Origin of the sequence: Janthinobacterium amylolyticum, assembly GCF_051380655.1 — a bacterium.
GTDB lineage: Bacteria > Pseudomonadota > Gammaproteobacteria > Burkholderiales > Burkholderiaceae_D > Janthinobacterium.
Map to the genome: position 1 here is coordinate 281247 of NZ_JBNYXL010000003.1, position 19156 is coordinate 300402.

17 protein-coding genes are annotated in these 19156 nt (G+C 62.5%); 3 read left to right on the top strand and 14 right to left on the bottom strand.

Annotation, left to right across the window (positions count from 1 at the left end):
- Window positions 1-9 precede the first annotated feature (9 nt).
- Both ACQ4WR_RS07850 and ACQ4WR_RS07855 read right to left on the bottom strand, forming a co-directional pair.
- Entirely contained in the window at window positions 10-2721 is a 2712-nt protein-coding gene (locus ACQ4WR_RS07850) for a TonB-dependent receptor (protein ID WP_436486440.1), read from the bottom strand.
- A gap of 202 nt (window positions 2722-2923) precedes the next feature.
- A complete protein-coding gene (locus tag ACQ4WR_RS07855) occupies window positions 2924-5584 on the bottom strand; it encodes a TonB-dependent receptor (RefSeq protein WP_102295269.1) in 2661 nt (886 codons plus the stop codon).
- A 388-nt stretch (window positions 5585-5972) separates the two neighbouring features.
- Here ACQ4WR_RS07855 and ACQ4WR_RS07860 point away from each other — a divergent pair, with 388 nt between their 5' ends.
- Window positions 5973-6713, top strand: a complete 741-nt coding sequence (locus tag ACQ4WR_RS07860) for a GntR family transcriptional regulator (protein ID WP_102295267.1) — start codon at window positions 5973-5975, stop codon at window positions 6711-6713.
- 183 nt (window positions 6714-6896) lie between these two features.
- Here ACQ4WR_RS07860 and ACQ4WR_RS07865 read toward each other — a convergent pair whose 3' ends face one another.
- The 10 genes from ACQ4WR_RS07865 to rpsP all read right to left on the bottom strand — a co-directional run bounded on the left by ACQ4WR_RS07865 (window position 6897) and on the right by rpsP (window position 14567).
- The gene (locus ACQ4WR_RS07865; RefSeq protein WP_436486442.1) at window positions 6897-8372 is read right to left on the bottom strand and encodes a nitrilase-related carbon-nitrogen hydrolase; all 1476 of its coding nucleotides are present in this window, start codon (window positions 8370-8372) and stop codon (window positions 6897-6899) included.
- A complete protein-coding gene (locus tag ACQ4WR_RS07870; protein WP_102294866.1) occupies window positions 8369-9187 on the bottom strand; it encodes an AraC family transcriptional regulator in 819 nt (272 codons plus the stop codon). The genes ACQ4WR_RS07865 and ACQ4WR_RS07870 overlap by 4 nt, the downstream gene beginning before the upstream one ends.
- Window positions 9188-9402: 215 nt before the next feature.
- The gene (locus tag ACQ4WR_RS07875; protein WP_436486446.1) at window positions 9403-9852 is read right to left on the bottom strand and encodes a CBS domain-containing protein; all 450 of its coding nucleotides are present in this window, start codon (window positions 9850-9852) and stop codon (window positions 9403-9405) included.
- A gap of 82 nt (window positions 9853-9934) precedes the next feature.
- Entirely contained in the window at window positions 9935-10264 is a 330-nt protein-coding gene (locus ACQ4WR_RS07880; RefSeq protein WP_071324990.1) for a DUF3579 domain-containing protein, read from the bottom strand.
- A 250-nt stretch (window positions 10265-10514) separates the two neighbouring features.
- The gene (locus ACQ4WR_RS07885) at window positions 10515-11474 is read right to left on the bottom strand and encodes a CobD/CbiB family protein (protein WP_102294863.1); all 960 of its coding nucleotides are present in this window, start codon (window positions 11472-11474) and stop codon (window positions 10515-10517) included.
- A gap of 97 nt (window positions 11475-11571) precedes the next feature.
- The gene (locus ACQ4WR_RS07890; protein WP_102294861.1) at window positions 11572-12231 is read right to left on the bottom strand and encodes a CoA pyrophosphatase; all 660 of its coding nucleotides are present in this window, start codon (window positions 12229-12231) and stop codon (window positions 11572-11574) included.
- Between the two features lie 198 nt (window positions 12232-12429).
- Window positions 12430-12813, bottom strand: a complete 384-nt coding sequence (gene rplS / locus ACQ4WR_RS07895; protein WP_035825414.1) for a 50S ribosomal protein L19 — start codon at window positions 12811-12813, stop codon at window positions 12430-12432.
- 134 nt (window positions 12814-12947) lie between these two features.
- Window positions 12948-13694: a tRNA (guanosine(37)-N1)-methyltransferase TrmD gene (gene trmD, locus ACQ4WR_RS07900; protein WP_436486450.1), complete on the bottom strand. Its 747-nt coding sequence runs from the start codon at window positions 13692-13694 to the stop codon at window positions 12948-12950.
- Window positions 13695-13744: 50 nt separating this feature from the next.
- Window positions 13745-14302: a ribosome maturation factor RimM gene (gene rimM, locus ACQ4WR_RS07905; protein ID WP_102294858.1), complete on the bottom strand. Its 558-nt coding sequence runs from the start codon at window positions 14300-14302 to the stop codon at window positions 13745-13747.
- A gap of 13 nt (window positions 14303-14315) precedes the next feature.
- Window positions 14316-14567 carry a 30S ribosomal protein S16 gene (gene rpsP / locus ACQ4WR_RS07910; RefSeq protein ID WP_010395524.1) on the bottom strand — a complete coding sequence of 84 codons (252 nt, stop codon included), beginning with the start codon at window positions 14565-14567 and terminating at the stop codon, window positions 14316-14318.
- 277 nt (window positions 14568-14844) lie between these two features.
- Between rpsP and ACQ4WR_RS07915 the strand changes: the two genes are divergently transcribed.
- Together ACQ4WR_RS07915 and ACQ4WR_RS07920 are read left to right on the top strand one after the other, a co-directional pair.
- On the top strand, window positions 14845-15279 hold the full coding sequence (locus ACQ4WR_RS07915) for an NINE protein (protein ID WP_102294856.1): 435 nt from the start codon (window positions 14845-14847) through the stop codon (window positions 15277-15279).
- A gap of 136 nt (window positions 15280-15415) precedes the next feature.
- Window positions 15416-16042 carry a glycine zipper 2TM domain-containing protein gene (locus ACQ4WR_RS07920; RefSeq protein ID WP_102294854.1) on the top strand — a complete coding sequence of 209 codons (627 nt, stop codon included), beginning with the start codon at window positions 15416-15418 and terminating at the stop codon, window positions 16040-16042.
- A 198-nt stretch (window positions 16043-16240) separates the two neighbouring features.
- Here ACQ4WR_RS07920 and ACQ4WR_RS07925 read toward each other — a convergent pair whose 3' ends face one another.
- Together ACQ4WR_RS07925 and ACQ4WR_RS07930 are read right to left on the bottom strand one after the other, a co-directional pair.
- Window positions 16241-18031: an acyl-CoA dehydrogenase gene (locus ACQ4WR_RS07925; protein WP_436486453.1), complete on the bottom strand. Its 1791-nt coding sequence runs from the start codon at window positions 18029-18031 to the stop codon at window positions 16241-16243.
- A gap of 91 nt (window positions 18032-18122) precedes the next feature.
- Complete coding sequence (locus tag ACQ4WR_RS07930; RefSeq protein WP_086145064.1) at window positions 18123-19055, bottom strand: electron transfer flavoprotein subunit alpha/FixB family protein; 933 nt, start codon at window positions 19053-19055, stop codon at window positions 18123-18125.
- Between the last annotated feature and the right edge of the window lie 101 nt (window positions 19056-19156).

Here is a 19156-nt window from a genome sequence, read left to right on the forward strand (position 1 = left end):
CCTCATCCACTACAGCTTGGCGCGCAGGCCAAAATAATACTGGCGGCCATTCGAATACAGGGCCGTCGGCTGGTCCTGGTTGGCACCGTAATACTTGAGCACCGGATTATTCAGGTTCAGTACGTCGAAGGTCAGCGAATAGCGCTCGTCGATCTTGTAGTTGATCGATGCGGCCAGGTTGCCCACGCCATGCACATACTGGGGCGAGCTGCTGAACAGGCCGGCCAGGAAGCTGGAGCGGTAGGTGTAGGCCAGGCGCGCGCTCAGGCGCTCATCCTCGTAATAGCCTTCCAGGTTGTAGGTGCCGCGCGAACTGCCGACCACGGCGGCGCCATCGTCGGCCTTGCCATTGGTATAGGTGTAGTTGCCCACCACGCCGAAGCCGCCCCACAAACCCTGCTGGTAACTGAGCTCCACACCCTTGTTCCTGGCGCCGATATTCGTCGGCGACTGGATCACATAGGTGTTGAATTTCTTGAAGGTATTATTGTAATAGGTCACGGGCGCCGTGCCGAACGTCACGTACGATTTCATGTCCATGAAAAACGCCCCCACCGAGAGCATGGCTTTCGGCGCGAAATACCATTCCAGGGTGGCGTCGTAATTGGTCGAGCGGATCGGTTTCAAGTCCGGGTTGCCGCCCGTACCCGTCAACAGCTGGTCGTTCAGGTTGACGGCGCCGACCAGCGCGCTGTAGTCGGCGCGCGCCATGGTTTTTGCCACGGCCGCGCGGGCCACCAGGTCCTTGCTCAGGTCAAACTTGATATTCGCGCTGGGCAGCACGTCCGTATAGCTGTGCTTGACGATGGTGGGCGTATAGGTGCCGAAGATGTTTTCCTGGCCGATCGGGTTTTCGCCGCCCGGCACGTTCGTCACCGTCGTTTGCTGCGTGCGCACGACGCGCACGCCCACGTTGCCGCGCCACTTGTTGCCGGCCAGATTGGCCATGAGATAAGCCGCGCTATCCTTTTCCTTCACGTCCAGCTCGGCCGGCCAGTTGCGCGAATTGGGGCCGCCGGAGTTGTCGTACTTGTTTGCCCACGCCACCAGGTCGGCCGGGTCGAGCTGCCAGTAGCGGCCCTGCGCGCTGCCGCCCAGTCCCTTGCCATAGTCGCTCGGGTAGGTGCCGCCATTCCACTTCGGCAAGGGCGCGTTGGTCGTGCCATCGCACACGGCGCAGCTGCGGTTTTCCGGCCACGCCACGTTGCGGTGATGTTCCGCATAGCGGGCGCCGAACTTCAGCGATTCCAGCACGCCGTAATCCATGCTCAGTTCGCCGTCAGCCTGGCCGTATTTTTCCGTATCCAGGGTTTCCACGTGCGAACCCCAGGCCGATGCCGTCACCACGTTGGTGAACTTGGAAATATCCAGGCCGGGGAAATTCAGCTTGGCGGGCGACAGGCCGTTCAACTGGTAGGACACGCCCACGCCCGTCAGTCCCGCCTCATAGCCGAGGTCGACAGGCGTTTCGCCAATGCCGCGCGTATAGCCCAGGCTGCCCGTGATGCGCAGGCGCTCGCTGGCGCGGTAACTGCCGTTGAAGTCGATGTAGGCGGTCGAGGAATTCGAGCCGGGGCGGTAGATCTGGTCGACCAGGGCCGGATACAGCTGGCCGTTGTAGGGCGTGGTGGCATTCGCGGCAGGAAATTGCGACGCGGGAAAGTCGGCTGCCACCAGGGTGTTGTTCTTCACCGTAAACGTGCTGGGAATGACGCCGACATGCTTGCCGTCATTGTCAACGGCGTTCAGGTTGGCGCCGGGCTGGTTATAAAAGCTGCGGTTGTAATTGGCCGCGTCCAGCTTGGAATAAAAACCGTTCACGTCCAGCATCAGGTCCGGCGTCGGCTTGAACTGCAGGTCGATGCTGCCGCCCTGGCGCTTGCGCACCTGCTCGAACAGGGCCGAGTTGATGCCCAGCGGCGCCAGCACGCCGGCCAGCTCCGGGTATTTCTGCGCGGCCGGGCTGTTCGGGTCGATTGCGCCGTAGCCGAAAAATTCCTGGCCGTCGCGGCGCTCGTGGCGCTTCTCGGAAAACACCTGGAACAGCACGCCCATGGTCTTGGCCTCGTTCTTCCAGTTGAACAGGGCATTCATCTGCGGGTCGGTCTTGCCCGGCAAGTCCGCATGGATCGCCTGCACGGCCAGCTCGGCCGTGAACGGCTTCTTGAAGCTGAGCGGCTTGCGCGTCTCGATATTGATGGAGCCGGCCACGCCGCCCTCCACCAGGTCGGCCTGGCTACTCTTTTGCACGGTGACCCTGCTGACGATTTCCGATGGCAGCAAGGCAAAGCTGACGCTGCGTCCCACCGTGCCCACCTGGTCGGTGACGAACCAGTCGCCCGTGCCGACGGCGTGGCCGTTGATCAGGGTTTGCGTCAGGCTGGGGCTGGTGCCGCGGATGCTGACCCGGTCATTCTCGGAAAAGCCGCCCTCGCCGCCGGCCGACGAGGAAATATTCACGCCCGGCACGCGCTGCACGGCATCGGCCACGTTCTTGTCGGGCAGCTTGCCGATGTCTTCCGCGCTGACGACATCGATCACGGAATCGCTGTTGCGCTTCTGGCTCAGCGACTGTTCCAGCGAGGCGCGGATGCCGGTGACCACCACTTCCTGCATGGCTTCAGGCGGCGCGGCCTGCTGCGCCTGGGCCGCCGCGCAGAGCGACAGCAAGGCGGCAGCGGCGGCGATGGGGTGTAGTACGGGATGCAAACGACTGTTCATAGACTCCTCGATCATGTAGATGCCCGCCACGCAGGCGGGAAGGTTTTATGGATGAGTACAGACGGCAAAACGACGGGTGGGACAAACGACGGCAAGCCGGTGGGCGCCGAAAAAAAAAGGCAAGCCCCCTGGTGCAGGGACTTGCCTTGAAAAGACCGAGGAAGACCGGCCCGGCGCGCGTGCGCCAGGGCGGTCATCTTGCTTACAGCTTGGCGCGCAGGCCCAGGTAGAAGGTACGGCCGTTGCTATAGAAAGCGCGTGGCTGATCCTTGTTTTCCGCGTACATCTTGATGGTCGTGTTCGTCAAGTTAAGCGCATCGAACGTGATCGTGAAGTGTTCGTTGATCTTGTAGTTGAGCGAACCGGCCAGGCCGCCGGCGCCTTCAACGTGCTGGCTGGCGCCACGGTCCACGCCCGCCTTGTAGGACGAACGGTAGTTGTAGGCCAGGCGTGCGCTGAGGGCATTGGCTTCGTAGAAGGCCGTCAGGTTGTAGGTGTTGCGCGATGCGTTTACCAGCTCGTCACCGTTGTCCAGCTTGCCGTCAGCATAGGTGTAGTTCGCCAGGATGCCGAAGTCGCCGAACAGCGGTTGCTGGTAGCTGAATTCCGCGCCCTTGTTCTTGCCGCTGGTGTTGAATGGCGACGTGATCAGGTACACGGCATTGGCGTTGCGCTTGCTGTTGAAGTAAGTGGCGCTGGTGGTACCGTTCGACACGACCGATTTCAGGTCCATGTAGAACAGGCCCACCGAGAAGGCCGAGCGCGGTGCGAAATACCATTCGGCGCTGACTTCGGCGTTATCCGACTTGACCGGGTCCAGCTTGACGTTGCCGCCTGCACCGCTCAATGCATCGTCGTTCAGCGATACGGAGCCGCCCAGGGCGCTGTAGTCAGGACGGGCGATGGTGCGGGCAATCGCGCCACGGACGACCAGGTCATTGCGGACATCGAACTTGATGTTGGCGCTAGGCAGGAAGTCATTGTAGCTGCGCTCGTACAGGTTCTGCGAGTACGGGCCCCAGTCGGAACCGGTGATGTTGCCGCCGGCCTGGTTGACCAGGGTCGACTGCTTGGTATGCACGGCGCGCAGGCCGAAGTTACCGCTCCAGTTGTCGCCCGTCAGGTTGGCCATGGCGTAGGCGGCCGAGGTTTTTTCCTGCAGCTTGAATTCGTCCGTCCAGTTGTGGCGACGCACGTAGTCGAACAGGCGGTTGCCAGGCGCCGCGCCCCAGGCACCGAGTGCCGCGCCGTCGTACTTGAAGTAATTGCTCGACAGGTTGCCGCCCAGGTTGTTGGCGAAGTCGCTCGGGTACATGGTGCCATTCCAGACCGGACCCGGATTCGAGAAGCCCAGTGCGCCCGGACGGGTTTCAAACGGATGCTCGGCAACGCGCTTGTGGTCGGTCAGACGGCCACCAAACTTGATCGAATCCCAGATGCCCGACGAGAGGCGCAGTTCGGCGTCGATCTGTGCATATTTTTCCTGGTCGACGGAACGCGATTCGCCGCCGCCCGCCCATGCCGTCGAACCTGGCTTGGTGGTGGTGCCGCCTGGATAGGACACGCTGGCCGGGCTCATGCCGTTCAACTGATAGACCATGCCGCCGTCGACGTTATTCTGGTAGTAGACATCGTCGCGGTCGTAGCCGACGCCGTGGGTCTTGCCCAGCTTGCCGGTGAGGGTCAGGTCCTTGGTGGCGCGGTACTTGAAGTTGAAATCGAGGTAGTACGATTCGCCGCCTGCGTCAGGACGGTAGATATTGTCGACCTCGCCCGAGTTGGTGGCGAACGTGGCGCCCGTCAGCGTGCCATTCTTGACCGTGTAGTTGGTCGGCACCTGGTTGGCGGAGTTGATCGAGTTCGCCGGTGCGGCCAGCCAGTTGGTATTCTGATGCGGGGCCTTCAGCTGCGAATAGAAGCCGTTCACATCCAGGGTCAGGTCCTTGCTGGGCTTGAATTCGATGTCGAACGCGCCGCCTTCGCGGGTTTTCTTTTGCTCGAACAGGCTGGCGCCGATGAAGGTCGGCACTTTCACGCCGGCCAGTTCAGGATGGGCAAGGGCTGCCGCGCTGTTGGCCAGGATCGGCGTGTAGCCGAGGATTTCCTGGCCATCGCGGCGCACGGTCGATTTTTGCGAGAAGCCCTGCACCATGATGCCCAGGGTATTCGTGTCATTTTTCCAGTTCACCAGGCCGGAGAACTGCGGGTCGGTCTTGCCGGCCAGGTCATTGTAGAAGCCCTGGATCGAACCTTCGGCCGTGATCTGGTTCTTGAATTCCAGCGGACGGCGGGTGATCACGTCGATCACGCCCGAGACGCCGCCTTCAGGCAGGTCGGCGGTGGCGCTCTTGTGCACCACAACCGAGCTGACCAGTTCCGATGGCAGCAGGGAGAAGCTGCTGCTGCGGCCGACATTGCCGCCGAACTGGTTCAGCACGAACCAGTCGCCGGTGCTGATGGCGTGGCCGTTGAACAGGGTTTGCTGGAAGCTCGGGCTGGTGCCGCGCAAGCTGACGCGGTCGTTTTCGCCGAAGCCGCCTTCGCCACCGGCCGACGATTGGGTATTCACACCTGGCAGGCGCTGGATCGCGTCAGCCACGTTACGGTCAGGCATCTTGCCGATGTCTTCGGCGGTCACCACTTCCACCACGGAATCCGCATTGCGTTTTTGCTTCAGCGATTTTTCCAGCGATGCGCGCACGCCGGTCACGGTGACAACCGTCACGTCTTCGGCGGGTGCTTCTTGCGCCTGCGCCGAAAATGCCAGACCAGCGACCATCACGGCAACGGCCGCGGCGATCGGCGTACGGCTACGCGACCCGGATTTCACTACGGCAGCTGCAGGTGTCAAATTGCGTTTCATGTACTCCCCCTTGATTTAGGCTCCAGGATTGGACCCTTTTCATTTTTAACGTAGATCTTCTGTACAGCCCGCCATTCCCACCAGCATGCTGCAGACCCTTCGGTACAACCACTTACAAAACCAATTCAACGCCAATATACTACTATCCAATACCAGAACACTACCAGTTGCAACTTTTTTTTTATAACGTTGCTTGAATCACACAGACCACTTCAGGCAATTCATTCTGTAGCCCGTATGCGGCACTTAAATACCGGGAAGAAAGGTTGAAAATTGTTCGCCTGATAATTCAAATTGGTTTTATTACGGTCTTTTTTGGTATTATCCAGCGACACAAAAACAGATACAGAGCGCGTCTGCAACGCGCCGTAACGGAGACCCTCAGCGTATGACAACCCTGGCTCACATCATGCAAGGCCTGGGGCAGACGAGTAGCCTGCCCCTGTACCAGCAACTGCAGCGCGCGCTGCGCGAAGCGATCGACAAGCGCATCCTCGGCCCCGACGAAGCCCTGCCGGCCGAGCGCCAGCTGGCCAGCGACCTGGCCGTGTCGCGCATCACCGTGCGCAAGGCCATCGATGGCCTCGTCAATGAGGGCTTGCTGGTGCGCCGCCCCGGCTCGGGCAATTTCATCAATACGCGCATCGAGAAAAACTTCGCCAAGCTGACTTCGTTTTCCGAGGACATGCGCGCGCGCGGGCGCACGCCGCGCAGCGTCTGGCTCAAGCGTTCAGAGGGGACCGTCACGCCGGAAGAGGCCTTGCGCCTGCGGCTGTCGCCAGGCGCGCCCGTGTACCGTTTCCACCGCATCCGCTATGCGGACGAGGTGCCGATGTGCCTCGAGTACGCCACCATCGTGGCCAGCTGCCTGCCGGCGCTCGACGCCGTCGACGTCTCCATGTATGACGCGCTGGAACAGGCAGGCAACCGCCCCGTGCGCGCCTTGCAGCGCCTGAGCGCGCTATTGCTGACGGGGGAACAGGCGAGCTTGCTGCAGGCGGAGGAAGGCGACGCGGGCTTGTCGGTCGAAAGGCTGGGATTTTTGCGCGATGGGCGCGCCGTGGAATTCTGCCGTTCCTACTTCCGCGGCGATATGTACGACTTCGTGGCCGAATTAAGTACCAATTAATACCGCTTCCACCATTTTGGCAATACCAGCTGAAACCACTTGTATTGCACTGCAATATACAGGGCCGGAATGCGCCAGTATCTTTAGCGCAATAAAGATGCGAAATGGACGATTATGTCGCCGGGCGGGACATAATATGACTAGACGGCGCGCCGTGCATGGCGCATTGCAGCACGCCGGCTGTTAATCGCCCGCCACCGGCTGGCTGCGGCGGCCCGCGCACAGCAGAAGCATGCCCAGCACGACACACAGCCAGCCCAGCAGCGGCGCCAGCCATCCGGACCAGCTTGCCACGGGCGCGGTCGCCGGCAGCGGCGCCAGCAAGGTGCTGCCCGGCATGGCGCTGCTGGCCCGTTCCGCCAGCACTCTCCCATACGCATCGCTGACCGTCAGCACGCCTTCGCGCGCCGCGCGCAGCACGGCATAGCCATTTTCAACGCCGCGCACGACGGTCATGCGCGCGCCCATCCAGGCGTCCAGCTGGAAATCCCAGGCCGGCACCAGCATCACGCCCGCCCCGGTCGCCCCATACGCATGGCCCAGGGCGGCGAAATGCATGTCCTTGCAAATGGCCAGGCCCATGGCGCGTCCCGCCACCGGCTGCACGGCATAGGCGCCGCCCGCCAGGAAGTCGCGCTCGGGCGGCGCCAGATGGTGCTTCTGGTAGCTGGCGGGCGCCGTGCCATCGGGGGGGAACAGCCAGGCCAGGTTGCGGCGGCCATCGCTGTCCTGCACGCCAATGCCCAGCGTGATCCATGTGCCCGTGCGGCGGGCCAGCGCGCGGAAGCGCTGCTGCACGGCAGCGGCCTGCACGGGCGACAGCACGGCTATCTTTTCGGGCAACAGCAGCAGTTGCGCGCCCTGCCCCGCCAATTGCTCGACATGGCGCGCGTACTGGTCCCAGATGGCTTGCGCGCGTGCCGGCGGCGTGGCCGGACCGATAAAATCATCGATGGCCACCAGGCCCGCCAGCGGCCCCGCCGACATGGGTGCTGGCGCCTGCTGCAAACGCCAGGCGCCACCTGCCCAGGCAGCCGCCACCAGCAGCAGGCTGGCCAGCGCCGCCGGCGCATGGGCGCGCCCGCCGGCCAGCAGCAAGGCCAGCGCGGCTGGCGCCAGGCACAGCAAAAACAGCAGGCCCGGCACGCCCGCCAGGGCCGCCACCTGCAGCATGGCCACGTTATCGGCCTGCGAATACGCGAGGCTGCCCCAGTTACCGTCGGGCAGCAAGGCCGCCATCAGGGTATCGATGGCCACCCACAGCACGGGATAGGCCAGCACCGTCCAGCCGGCCCGGTAGCGCAGCACGATGCGCCGCGTGGCCAGCACCACCAGCAGCCACAGCAGGGCTTTGACGAGCAGCACGGCCAGCATGGCCGGCACCGGCATGAGCAAGCGGAAATAGGCAACGTTGGAAGACAGTCCCAGCGCGGCGGCGATGAAGGTCATCCAGGCGGCATCGCGGCGGGACGAGCGCAGGGCCAGCCACAGCACGGGCAGCGGCGCGCACCAGGCCAGCCATCCCAGCGGCTGCGGTCCCAGCACCCAGTACAGGGGCAGGCCGGCCGCCAGCGCGGCGGCGCATTGCAGCAGGCGCTGGCGCAGCGCGGTATTGCCGGCAAACACGGTCGGCGCAGACAGGACAGTGGACATGTTCATGCTTTCAAGGGGAGCCAGATTTCCACGCCGCCAGTGCCGCTGACGGGATCGAAATGGTGGTCATAGCGTTCAAAATCGGGCGCGTCAGCCACTTCCAGGCCGGACTCGGGCAGCCACGTGTTCCACACGGTATGCCAGGTGGCGCGTATCGTGGAAATATGTCCGCGGTGACGGAAGACGGCATAGCGCTGCGGCGCGATGCGCAGCCGCATCCAGCCGTCCGGCGCCCGGGAAAAGTCGGCCACCGGCATGGCGCACAGGTAATCAAAATTGCCCGCGTCATCGTTGTTGCAGCACACGCCATACACCAGCTGGCCAGGTGCCACATGGGGCAGGAAACGTTGCCACAGGGCGGGGATGCCGGCGCTGGTTTCGGCCCGATAGCGTTCGACCAGGCCGGCCAGCAGCATGGCCGGTCCCTGCTCGAAACGGGGCGGCTCCAGCGGCACGCCCGGCGCCGCATCCATTTTGATGGCGTCGACCAGGGCCAGATTGGCGACGTGGGACTGGGCCCGCACCATTTCCGGCGTGAGCTGGAACTGTTCGCGGAAGGCCCGCGTAAATGCCTCATGGGAACTGTAGCCAGCCTCCAGCGCGACCGACAGAATATCCTGCGCGCCCTGCGCCAGCGCGCGGGCCGCCTCGCTGAGCCGGCGCGCCCGCACATAGCGCATCACGGAGTGGCCCGTCGCCAGGCCAAACGCGCGCGTCAGATGGCACGGCGAAGCGCCGCCCACGCGGGCGATATCGTCGAGCGAGAGAGGGTCCGCGTAATGCGATTCGATATACCAGAGTGCCTTGGCCAGATAGCTCATGAACGTTTCCCGTTGAACGAGCAGCGACTGTAGCATTTTCAGGCGGGGAGGATTTGACCGGAATTGCGCAATGCCGGGAAGCGAACACCTGGGCAAAAGCGTAGCGAGCGGCAGTGATTGTGGCCGACAAGCGCGGCCGTAGGCCAGTGCAGAGCGGCCGGGCCGGTGAGCACGGCCAGCCGCACAGCGCGCCGCGCGAGGTGTTGAAAAGTGTTCTATTTGCGCGTGCGCTTTTCGTGCACCAGCTGGCCGCCGCTGATGCGCGCCAGATCGCTCATTTCCTGGGCCAGGTAGGCCAGCAAGTCGTCGATGCTGACGATGCCGGCAAGGCCGGCCAGGCTATTGACGACGGGCAAGCGGCGGATGCCATTGATGCGCATGCGTTCGATGACATCAAAGGCGTCCTCCTCTTCGCTGGCCGTGAGCAGCTGGGCGCTCATGATGTCGCCCACCAGCAGGCTGGCGGGATCGAGCCCCAGGGCGATGACGGAGATAACGATGTCGCGGTCGGTCAGGATGCCGATGGGGACGCGCTCGCCATTCGGCTGCTCGGCAACGACGAGGTCGCCCACATGGTGCTGGCGCATCATCAGCGCCGCCTCCTGCACGCTCATGTCGCGCTGGCAATGAATAGTTTGCAAGGTGCAGATGTCACCGATACGCATGTCGCCACTCCGCTGTTTCCAGAGTGTCCACGCTACGCCGTCCCGCCGGGGCGGGCTTGCGCCAGATCAAAAGAAAACGGACTTACTTTTCTTCCGGCGGGGGCAGGAAGCAGGCTTCGACGATCTGCAGGTCGTTGTCCTTGGCAAACTCGCGCACGAAGTGGAAAGCCATCGGCTCGATCTCGCGCAGCTTGGTGTTGACGACCACCGATTTGACGCCATTGACCACGGTCGGGCGTACGTAGGGCGAATACTGGAGGTGCGCGTTGCGCCCGCCGCCTTCGGGATTGAAACAGGACATCACTCCGCAAAGGCGCTCGGCCCAATCGCTGGGTCGGAATTGCTTGCCATTGCTGGTGAGACCAAGGATGAAGAACTCATCTGAGAGCTCGTTTTGAGATAACTCGGCCATGTGGCTTGTCGGGACTGGATTGCGTGAATGGCCCCGGCGGGTAAGCCGGGCTGGTAGTTCAGTTGCGTCACTGCACTGCGTGTACTGCGGTAAGCCAGTATTATATCTTATAGAAGACTTGGCTTCTACCTTGATCTGCCTGCGGATGCAAACAGGGGCTGTCGCGGTTTCCGCGCCAGCCCCCTATTTTAACCCCGTTCCGCGCGCAAGGCGCATGCACAGGCGCCGTGCGCCCGTGCCGCCGCCCGCATCAGCCGAGCCAGACAGCGCCCGACATCAGCAGCAGCAAGAGCATCCACAGCAGCAAGGCGCGCCAGACCAGGCCCACCGTGCTCTGCAATGCACGCGCGCCGGGCTCTTCGCCGGGCAGGATATCGGACTCGCTGTCGCTGTCATCGACGGCCATGTCGGGCGTGACGAGCACGCGGGCCGCCGTTTCCGCTGGCGTGCCCAGGCGCACGCCCATGGCGCCGCCGCCCGCCGTCAGGATGATGCCGATGGCCTCGTCCTGCCAGCGCTGGGCGAAATTGCGCCAGGCATAGATGGCATCCTCGAAATTGCCGACCACGGCAAAGGCCACGGCCGTCAGGCGCACGGGGATCCAGTCGATCCAGTAAAACGCGCGCGCGGCGAACTGGCCGAACGCTTCATTGCGCATGTGCTCGGGTTCGTTCCAGGCGCGCGCCAGGTATTCGGCCACGCGGTACATCACGGCGCAGGCGGGACCCAGCGGCATGAGGAACCAGAAGAACACGCCAAAGACATTGCGGTGCGTGGTGATCAGGGCTTTTTCCACGGCAATGCGGGCAATTTCGCTCGCTTCCATGCCCACCGTGTCGAGCTTGGTCCAGTCGGCCAGCAAGGTGCGCGCGGTGGCCTCGTCGCCGGCGCTCAGGGCCAGCTGGATCGACGTGAAGTAATGGCTGTAATGGCGGAAACCCAGGGTCAGGTAGACGATGAGCACGTTCCAGGCAAAGGCCAGCAGGGACAGCTGATAATGCTGCAACAGCCAGTACACGCCGGCCGTGGGCACCATCAGCACGCCGATCATGAGGAACCAGCCCATGCGGCCGTGATGGGCGTGGCCGGCATTGAACCAGGTCTCCATGCGCATCGCCAGGCTCTTGATCTCGGCGTAGATAGGATTATCCGCGCGCAAGGGTTTGAGCTGCTCGATCAGCAATGCGCAAAGTATGGAGAGAAATGTCATCAAACGTCCTTTTTGTCTTTTTCAGCAATACCGCAATGCCCGCTACGATAGCGCAGTGCAGTGCTGGAATCAAACTTATTACGTGCGGGGCGCCATTTTACGCGCGCAAGAGGTGAAACAGGTTGCGCAGCATGCCGGCCGTCGCGCCCCAGATGTAAAAGCGCTCGTAGGGCATGGCGTAGAAGGAGCGCCGCCCACCGGGCAATTCCACCGACAGGCGCTGGTGATTGACGCCATCCATGAGGAAGGCCAGCGGCACTTCAAAGATTTCCGCCACTTCCGACGGGTCGGCGCGCAGCTCGAATGGCGGCGTCACCAGGCCCACCACGGGCGTGACCTGGTAGCCGGTGCCCGTCAGGTAGTCAGGCAGGCAGCCCAGCACTTCGATATGTTCGCGTGACAGGCCGACCTCCTCCTCCGTTTCGCGCAGGGCCGTGGCGATGGCCGAGCCATCGTACGGCTCGCTGCGCCCGCCGGGAAAGCTGACCTGCCCCGCATGGCTGCTCAGGTGGTCGGTGCGCATGGTCAGCAGGATGGTCAGACCCTGCGGCCGCTGCACGAGGGGAATGAGCACGGCGGCCGGCACCGGTTCGGCGCGGGCGGACAGGAAATCCTGGGTGATCTCGGGCCGCCAGTCGGGCGGCGCGGCAAGGCGCTGGCGCAGCCAGTCCGGTGTCAGGCGCTCGGCGTCCAGCGCCGCCTCGCCGGCGATCGAATCGATGGCAAGTTGTTTGGGATCAAATGCGATGGTGGCCATTGCCCCTCCCTCATGATTAAAAGCACTTGGCAAAACCGTCGCGAGCGGAAGGAAGAGGTAGCCGAGACGCGCAACCGTGCTCCAGCACGGTAAGCATCGCAGGCTGCCCATACCGACGCGCAGCAGGTTTGGCCAGGTGTCAGCATAAAAAAAAGGGGCACCAATACGGCACCCCTTTTCCCAACGCAGACGCTGATATTACGCGCTTGCTTTCGCCACAACGCGGCGGTTTGGCAATTTTTCTTTGATACGCGCCGATTTACCCGAACGCTCACGCAGATAGTACAGCTTGGCGCGGCGAACGTCACCACGGCGTTTCACTTCGATCGAAGCGATCAGCGGCGAGTACAGTTGGAACGTACGCTCAACGCCTTCGCCGGACGAGATCTTGCGAACGATGAAGTTCGAGTTCAGGCCACGGTTACGACGGGAGATAACGACGCCTTCGTAAGCCTGGGCGCGCTTGCGCGTGCCTTCGACTACGTTGACGCTGACGATAACGGTATCGCCTGGTGCGAAGTCAGGAATCGATTTACCCAGACGGGCGATCTCTTCTTGCTCTAATTGTTGAATCAAGTCCATTTTTAACACTCCGAAAACCATCATGCCGGCGCACTGTGGATAGCGTGCTATCCGCCCGGTAGAGGATGGGTATTACCAATTTGGGCAACATGCCCGGCACTGCAAGGCCACCCTGCCCGCCGTCAGAAGACGGCTTACAGGCTGGCCAGAAATTTTTCGTCGGCCTTGCTGAGCAAGCCGGCGGCGCGCGCGCTGGTCAACAGATCAGGACGCTTCTTCGCGGTCGCTTCCAGCATGCGCTGGCGGCGCCACTTGCCGATCTCGGCATGATTGCCACCCATCAGGACGGGCGGCACGGCCATGCCTTCGTATGTTTCCGGCCGCGTATAGTGCGGCGAATCGAGCAAGCCATTGACAAAGCTGTCCTCGATGGCCGATGCCTCGGTGTTCAAGACACCCGGCAACAAGCGGATCACCGCATCCATCAGCGCCATGGCAGGCAATTCACCGCCCGACAGGACGAAGTCGCCGACGCTGATTTCCTCGTCGACACAACGGTCCAGCAGGCGCTGGTCCACGGCTTCATAGCGGCCACACAGGATCACCAAGCCAGGCTCGGCTTTCAACTGCGTGACGCGCTCGTGCGTCAGCGGCCGGCCTTGCGGCGACATGAATACCACGCGCGGCGGCGCCAGTCCCAGTTCGGTCTGGCGCTGCTTGGCGGCAGTGATCGTCGCTTCGAGCGGGCGGGCCATCATCACCATGCCGGGGCCACCGCCATAGGGGCGGTCATCCACGGTACGGTGATTGTCCGTCGTGAAATCACGGGGATTCCACAAGGACAGGCCACATTTGTTTTGCTCGAAGGCACGCCGGGTCACACCCGACTGCGTCAGCGCGGCAAACATTTCCGGAAACAGGGTCACGACATCAAATTGCATCGCTCGCCATCCCGCAACGTTTGCCCGGCGCATTGTTAAGCGCAGGCGGTTTAATAATCGAGGCCCCAGTCGACCGTGATCTTGCTGGCGGCCTTGTCAACGTTAATGACAAACTGGCCGACAAACGGGATCAGGCGCTCAGGCGCCTTTTCAGCGGCGTCATCGGCAGTGGCGACCGGAGTAATGCGCAAAATGGATTGCGGGCCATTGCTCATCATGTCGTGCACTGTGCCGAGGCACTCGCCTTGCAAATTCTCAACTGTCAGTCCGATCAGATCGGACCAATAAAATTCATCGGCCGTCAGCGTCGGGAAATGGCTACGCGGAATTTGCACAGAGGCGCCCTTCAGCGCTTCTGCGGCATCCCGCCCGACCACACCCACCAGCTGGGCCACGACGTCGCCGCCGTGTAACTTTGCCTGCCTGACTTGAACATCATGCAAGGTCGGTTTATTAAACCACCAGGTTTTGACGCTTAATAATGCATCCGCATCGTCGGAGAAAGGAGTGATCCTGACTCCGCCAGCAATGCCATAAGCACCGGAGACATAGCCTACCTGTACCAGGTCATCGGGGACTTTCACCCCGGATGCAGTCTTGACCGTCAAACCAGTGATCTAATTAAGCTGCTGCTTTGTTGTTGCTAGCTACCAGGCGAGCAACGGTTGGCGACAATTGTGCGCCAACGCCTTGCCAGTAGGCCAGACGGTCTGCGGTGATACGCAGTGGAACTTCGCCACCTTGCGCCATCGGGTTGTAAAAACCGATACGCTCAATGAAGCGACCATCGCGGCGATTGCGCGAATCAGTAGCGACGATGTTGAAGAACGGGCGCTTCTTGGCGCCTCCACGAGCTAAACGAATAACGACCATAATATTTCCAAAAAGTGTGCTGAGGCGGAAAAAGCCGCAAATTATAGCGCGCTTTACCGCCAGGCAGCAAGCGTTATGATGACGGGCGTGTAATTTGGGCTAATCAAACATTATGACCAGACATCGGCCAAGACGCAATAGGCGTCTGCGCCTATCGTGCCGGCCATGACGGTAAATCGCGCGAAATCATTGCATAAACGCCACAGGAAAGTGCTATCGTTGCGCCAGACTATGGCCGATACTGGCAATCTTTATCGATGAGCAACCCTGGAGTCCCATGACCGCCACCACGATTTCGCAGCCGCCGCACAAGAACAAGGCATTTACCACCCTGCTGGCCTTTTTGCTGGGCAGCCTGGGCGCCCACCGCTTTTATCTGCACGGCGCCAAGGACGCCTGGGGCTGGCTGCACCTGGCCGCCGTGCCCGCCACCTTGCTGCTGCGCCAGATCGTTCCCGAGGCGGACTGGTTTTACCAGATCCTGCCGCTGACCCTGTCCGCGCTGGCCGGTTTCCTGGAGGCGCTGGTGCTGGGCCTGATGCCGGATGACAAGTGGGATGCGCGCTACAACGCCGCCAGCGGCCGCCAGTCCGACACGGGCTGGCCGCTGGCCGTGGTGCTGGTCGCTACCTTGATGCTAGGGGCAGGCGTGCTGATCGCGACCATGGCCCGCCTGTTCGACTTGCTGTATACAGGCGGCGCCTACGGTTAATTTCCACATGGAAAGGGCGTCGTGCGAGGGGTGCCGCACGCACATGTAAGTGTTGGTAAGCAATCATGATTTTCCTCTATACTGCATTCACAATGCGACCATTACTGGCTCATTCAACACCCCACAGGAGAAGATCATGATTCGTCGCCCATACCTCATCGCAGTGGCCATTGCCGCCCTGTTCAGCACCTCCGCCTACGCGCAGAACCTGTCACCGAAGGCGCAATACGCCTACGACACCAAACAAGCCAACACGCGCTATGCGGACGACAAGAAATTGTGCGCAGAAGAAACCAGCTCGAAAGCCCGCATGCAATGCCTGCGCGACGCCAAGGGCGAATACGACCAGGCCATCATCAACGCCAAGGCCGCGCAAAAGGCCGGCAACTCGTACGCCGGCCAGAACAGCAAGCCGGCCCAGCATCAGATCTGCGCCGATTGCGGCAAGGTGCTGGCAGTCAACGTCACTGAAAAAGCCGGCGAAGGCGGCGCCCTGGGCATGATCGGCGGCGGCGTGGCCGGCGCCCTGCTGGGCCGCCAGGTAGGCGGCGGACGCGGCAAGGACCTGGCCACCCTGGCCGGCGCCGCAGGCGGCGCCTACGCGGGCAAGCAGGTCGAAGGCCACATGAAGAATGCCAAAGTGTGGACCGTCACCGTGCAATACGAAACAGGCGCCAAGGCCGACTTCGCGTTTGACCAGGATCCTGGACTGGCTGCGGGCGACCTGGTGCGCAATTCCGGTAATGGTATTGCCAGAAGGTAAGCCGAACCCCATAGCAAGGACTGGGGTCGGACCTCAGGGTCCGACCCCAGCACTTACGTTGGGGGTTAAAAAAAGCGCTGGAGAGCAATCTCCAGCGCTTTTTTGCATTCAAGCTGCCTTCAGCAAACTACTGGGGTCAGGCCCTCGCCAACGCTAACATCGAAGCTCGGCGTTAGCGGACGAGGGGGACTGACCCGGTTAAAACTGCTCTTCCGACAGCGCCATCACGCCGGCGCTGCCGTCGATGATGGTGGCGCGCAAGCCTGGTGCCTGCGACAGGATGTGGTCGGCAAAGAAGCGCGCGGTGGCGATTTTGGCGTTGTAGAACGACGCATCGCCGCTGCCCTCGCCCAGCTTTTGCTGCGCCGCCACGGCTGCGCGCGCCATCTGCCAGCCGCCCAGCACGATGCCGGCCAGCTTCAGGTACGGCACGCTGCCCGCGAAGACGGCCTTGATATCCGACTTCATGTTCGCCACCACATACTCGACCACGGCTTCGAGCGCGGCGCTGCCTTCGGCCAGGTGGCGCTGCATGGCCTGGAAGTCGGCGCCGGTCAGCTCGCCCAGCTGGGCTTCCGTGGCGCGCACCTGGGCGATGATGGCTTTCGCCACGGCACCGCCGTCGCGCACCGTCTTGCGGCCCACCAGGTCATTCGCCTGGATGGCCGTCGTGCCTTCGTAGATGGTGAGAATCTTGGCGTCGCGGTAATGCTGGGCAGCACCCGTCTCTTCAATAAAACCCATGCCGCCATGCACTTGCACGCCGTCGCGCGTGACGTCCTGCGACATTTCCGTCGACCAGCCCTTGATGACGGGCACCAGGTATTCATACGTGGCCAGGCTTTCCGCGCGCACTTCCGCGTCCGGATGGTGGTGCGCCACGTCGCTGATGGCCGCGCCCACGTAGGCCAGCGCGCGCGCCGCCTCCGTTTGCGAGCGCATGGACATCAGCATGCGGCGCACGTCCGGATGGTGGATGATGGAAACGGGGCCGCTGGATCCTGCCAGGTCGCGCGACTGCACGCGGTCCTTGGCGAACGCCACGGCCTGCTGGTAGGCGCGCTCGGCCAGGCCGATGCCTTGCAGGCCGACGCCGAAGCGGGCCGCGTTCATCATGATGAACATGTATTCGAGGCCGCGGTTTTCCTCGCCCACCAGCGTACCGATGGCGTCGCCGTGGTCGCCGAATTGCAATACCGCCGTCGGGCTGGCCTTGATGCCCAGCTTGTGTTCGATGGAGACGCAGTGCGCGTCGTTGCGCGTGCCCAGGCTGCCGTCGGCGTTGACGAGGAATTTCGGCACGATGAACAGGGAAATGCCTTTCACGCCAGCGGGCGCGTCCGGCGTGCGGGCCAGCACCAGGTGGACGATGTTCTCCGCCATGTCGTGCTCGCCATAGGTGATGAAAATCTTCGTGCCGAAGACTTTATAGGTGCCGTCGTCCTGCGGCACGGCGCGCGTGCGCACGGCGGCCAGGTCGGAACCTGCTTGCGGCTCCGTCAGATTCATGGTGCCCGTCCACTTGCCCGACACCAGGTTTTCCAGGTAGACGGCTTTCTGTTCGTCACTGCCGGCCGTCAGCAGCGCTTCGATGGCGCCGTCCGACAGCAGCGCCACCAGGGCGAACGAGATGCTGGCCGAGTTGAGCATTTCAATGCAAGGCGTGGCCAGCAGTTTCGGCAAGCCCTGGCCGCCAAACTCGGTCGGGTGCTGCACGCCCTGCCAGCCCGCTTCGCCATACGCCTTGAACGCTTCCTTGAAGCCTTTCGAGGTGGTCACTTGGCCGTCGTGCCAGAAGCTCGGCTCCTTGTCGCTGGGGCCGTTCAAGGGGGCCACCACGCCGCCGCAAAACTTGGCGTTCTCTTCCAGCACGGCTTCGGCCGTGTCGGGCGTCGCGTCTTCGCAGCCAGGCAAGGTATGGATTTCGGCCAGGCCGGCCAGCTCGTTCATGACGAACAACATGTCTTTCAGCGGGGCTTGATAGCTCATCTTCTTCTCTCCAAGAAAAAAGCCACGCGCGGCGCGCCGTGTGGGGCGGGCCGGCGTGGCTTCGTAATATACAAAACCTGATGGGTTTAAATTAGCCCAGTTCTTTCACCAGTTGCGGCACGATCTCGAACAGATCGCCCACGATGCCGTAGTCGGCCACGGCAAAGATCGGCGCTTCCGGATCCTTGTTGATGGCGACGATGGTTTTCGAGTCCTTCATGCCGGCCAGATGCTGGATCGCGCCCGAGATACCGACGGCGATGTACAGCGATGGCGCGACAATCTTGCCCGTCTGGCCCACTTGCCAGTCGTTCGGCACGAAGCCGGCGTCGACGGCGGCGCGCGAAGCACCCATGGCGGCGCCCAGCTTGTCGGCCAGCGGCTCCAGGATGTGGAAGTTTTCAGCCGAACCCATGCCACGGCCGCCCGAGACGATGATTTTCGCGGCGGTCAGTTCAGGACGGTCGGACTTGGCCAGCTCGCGGCCGACGAAGGCGGACTTGCCATTGTCGGCAACGGCGGCAACGGTTTCCGTGGCAGCCGAACCGCCGGTGGCGGCAGCGGCGTCGAAACCGGTGGTGCGCACGGTGATGACCTTGACCTTGTCGCCAGATTGCACGGTGGCAATCGCGTTACCGGCATAGATCGGGCGCTCGAAGGTGTCAGGGGAATCGACCTTGGTGATTTCCGAGATTTGCGCCACGTCCAGCTTGGCGGCCACGCGTGGCAGGATGTTCTTGCCGTAAGCCGTGGCTGGCGCCAGGATGTGGCTGTAGTTGCCGGCGATGGCCAGCACTTGCTCGGCCACGTTTTCGGCCAGGCCGTCGGCAAAATACGGCGCGTCGGCCACGATGACTTTCGTCACACCGGCGATTTGCGCGGCGGCAGCGGCAGCTGCCGATGCGTTCGAACCTGCGACCAGTACGTGCACGTCGCCGCCGCACTGGGCAGCCGCGGTCACGGTGTGGTGGGTGCTGCCCTTTAAGGTAGCGTTGTCGTGTTCAGCAATAACTAATGCGACCATGATTATTCCTAATAGTTTGCAAGTGCCGGGGTCAGTCTCTTCGAGATCGGTATCAGTTCCATTGGAACTGACACCCCCGTCGGGTCTGCCCCCCGTTTTTG

What these genes read in the sequence shown, in the direction of transcription:
- ACQ4WR_RS07860 (WP_102295267.1), top strand. Translation starts at nt 5,973, where the DNA reads ATGACAACCCTGGCTCACATCATGCAAGGCCTGGGGCAGACGAGTAGC.
- ACQ4WR_RS07865 (WP_436486442.1), bottom strand. Translation starts at nt 8,372, where the DNA reads ATGAACATGTCCACTGTCCTGTCTGCGCCGACCGTGTTTGCCGGCAAT.
- ACQ4WR_RS07920 (WP_102294854.1), top strand. Translation starts at nt 15,416, where the DNA reads ATGATTCGTCGCCCATACCTCATCGCAGTGGCCATTGCCGCCCTGTTC.
- trmD (WP_436486450.1), bottom strand. Translation starts at nt 13,694, where the DNA reads ATGCAATTTGATGTCGTGACCCTGTTTCCGGAAATGTTTGCCGCGCTG.
- ACQ4WR_RS07930 (WP_086145064.1), bottom strand. Translation starts at nt 19,055, where the DNA reads ATGGTCGCATTAGTTATTGCTGAACACGACAACGCTACCTTAAAGGGC.
- ACQ4WR_RS07925 (WP_436486453.1), bottom strand. Translation starts at nt 18,031, where the DNA reads ATGAGCTATCAAGCCCCGCTGAAAGACATGTTGTTCGTCATGAACGAG.
- rpsP (WP_010395524.1), bottom strand. Translation starts at nt 14,567, where the DNA reads ATGGTCGTTATTCGTTTAGCTCGTGGAGGCGCCAAGAAGCGCCCGTTC.
- ACQ4WR_RS07890 (WP_102294861.1), bottom strand. Translation starts at nt 12,231, where the DNA reads ATGGCCACCATCGCATTTGATCCCAAACAACTTGCCATCGATTCGATC.
- ACQ4WR_RS07870 (WP_102294866.1), bottom strand. Translation starts at nt 9,187, where the DNA reads ATGAGCTATCTGGCCAAGGCACTCTGGTATATCGAATCGCATTACGCG.
- rplS (WP_035825414.1), bottom strand. Translation starts at nt 12,813, where the DNA reads ATGGACTTGATTCAACAATTAGAGCAAGAAGAGATCGCCCGTCTGGGT.
- ACQ4WR_RS07880 (WP_071324990.1), bottom strand. Translation starts at nt 10,264, where the DNA reads ATGGCCGAGTTATCTCAAAACGAGCTCTCAGATGAGTTCTTCATCCTT.
- ACQ4WR_RS07885 (WP_102294863.1), bottom strand. Translation starts at nt 11,474, where the DNA reads ATGACATTTCTCTCCATACTTTGCGCATTGCTGATCGAGCAGCTCAAA.
- ACQ4WR_RS07915 (WP_102294856.1), top strand. Translation starts at nt 14,845, where the DNA reads ATGACCGCCACCACGATTTCGCAGCCGCCGCACAAGAACAAGGCATTT.
- ACQ4WR_RS07875 (WP_436486446.1), bottom strand. Translation starts at nt 9,852, where the DNA reads ATGCGTATCGGTGACATCTGCACCTTGCAAACTATTCATTGCCAGCGC.
- ACQ4WR_RS07855 (WP_102295269.1), bottom strand. Translation starts at nt 5,584, where the DNA reads ATGAAACGCAATTTGACACCTGCAGCTGCCGTAGTGAAATCCGGGTCG.
- ACQ4WR_RS07850 (WP_436486440.1), bottom strand. Translation starts at nt 2,721, where the DNA reads ATGAACAGTCGTTTGCATCCCGTACTACACCCCATCGCCGCCGCTGCC.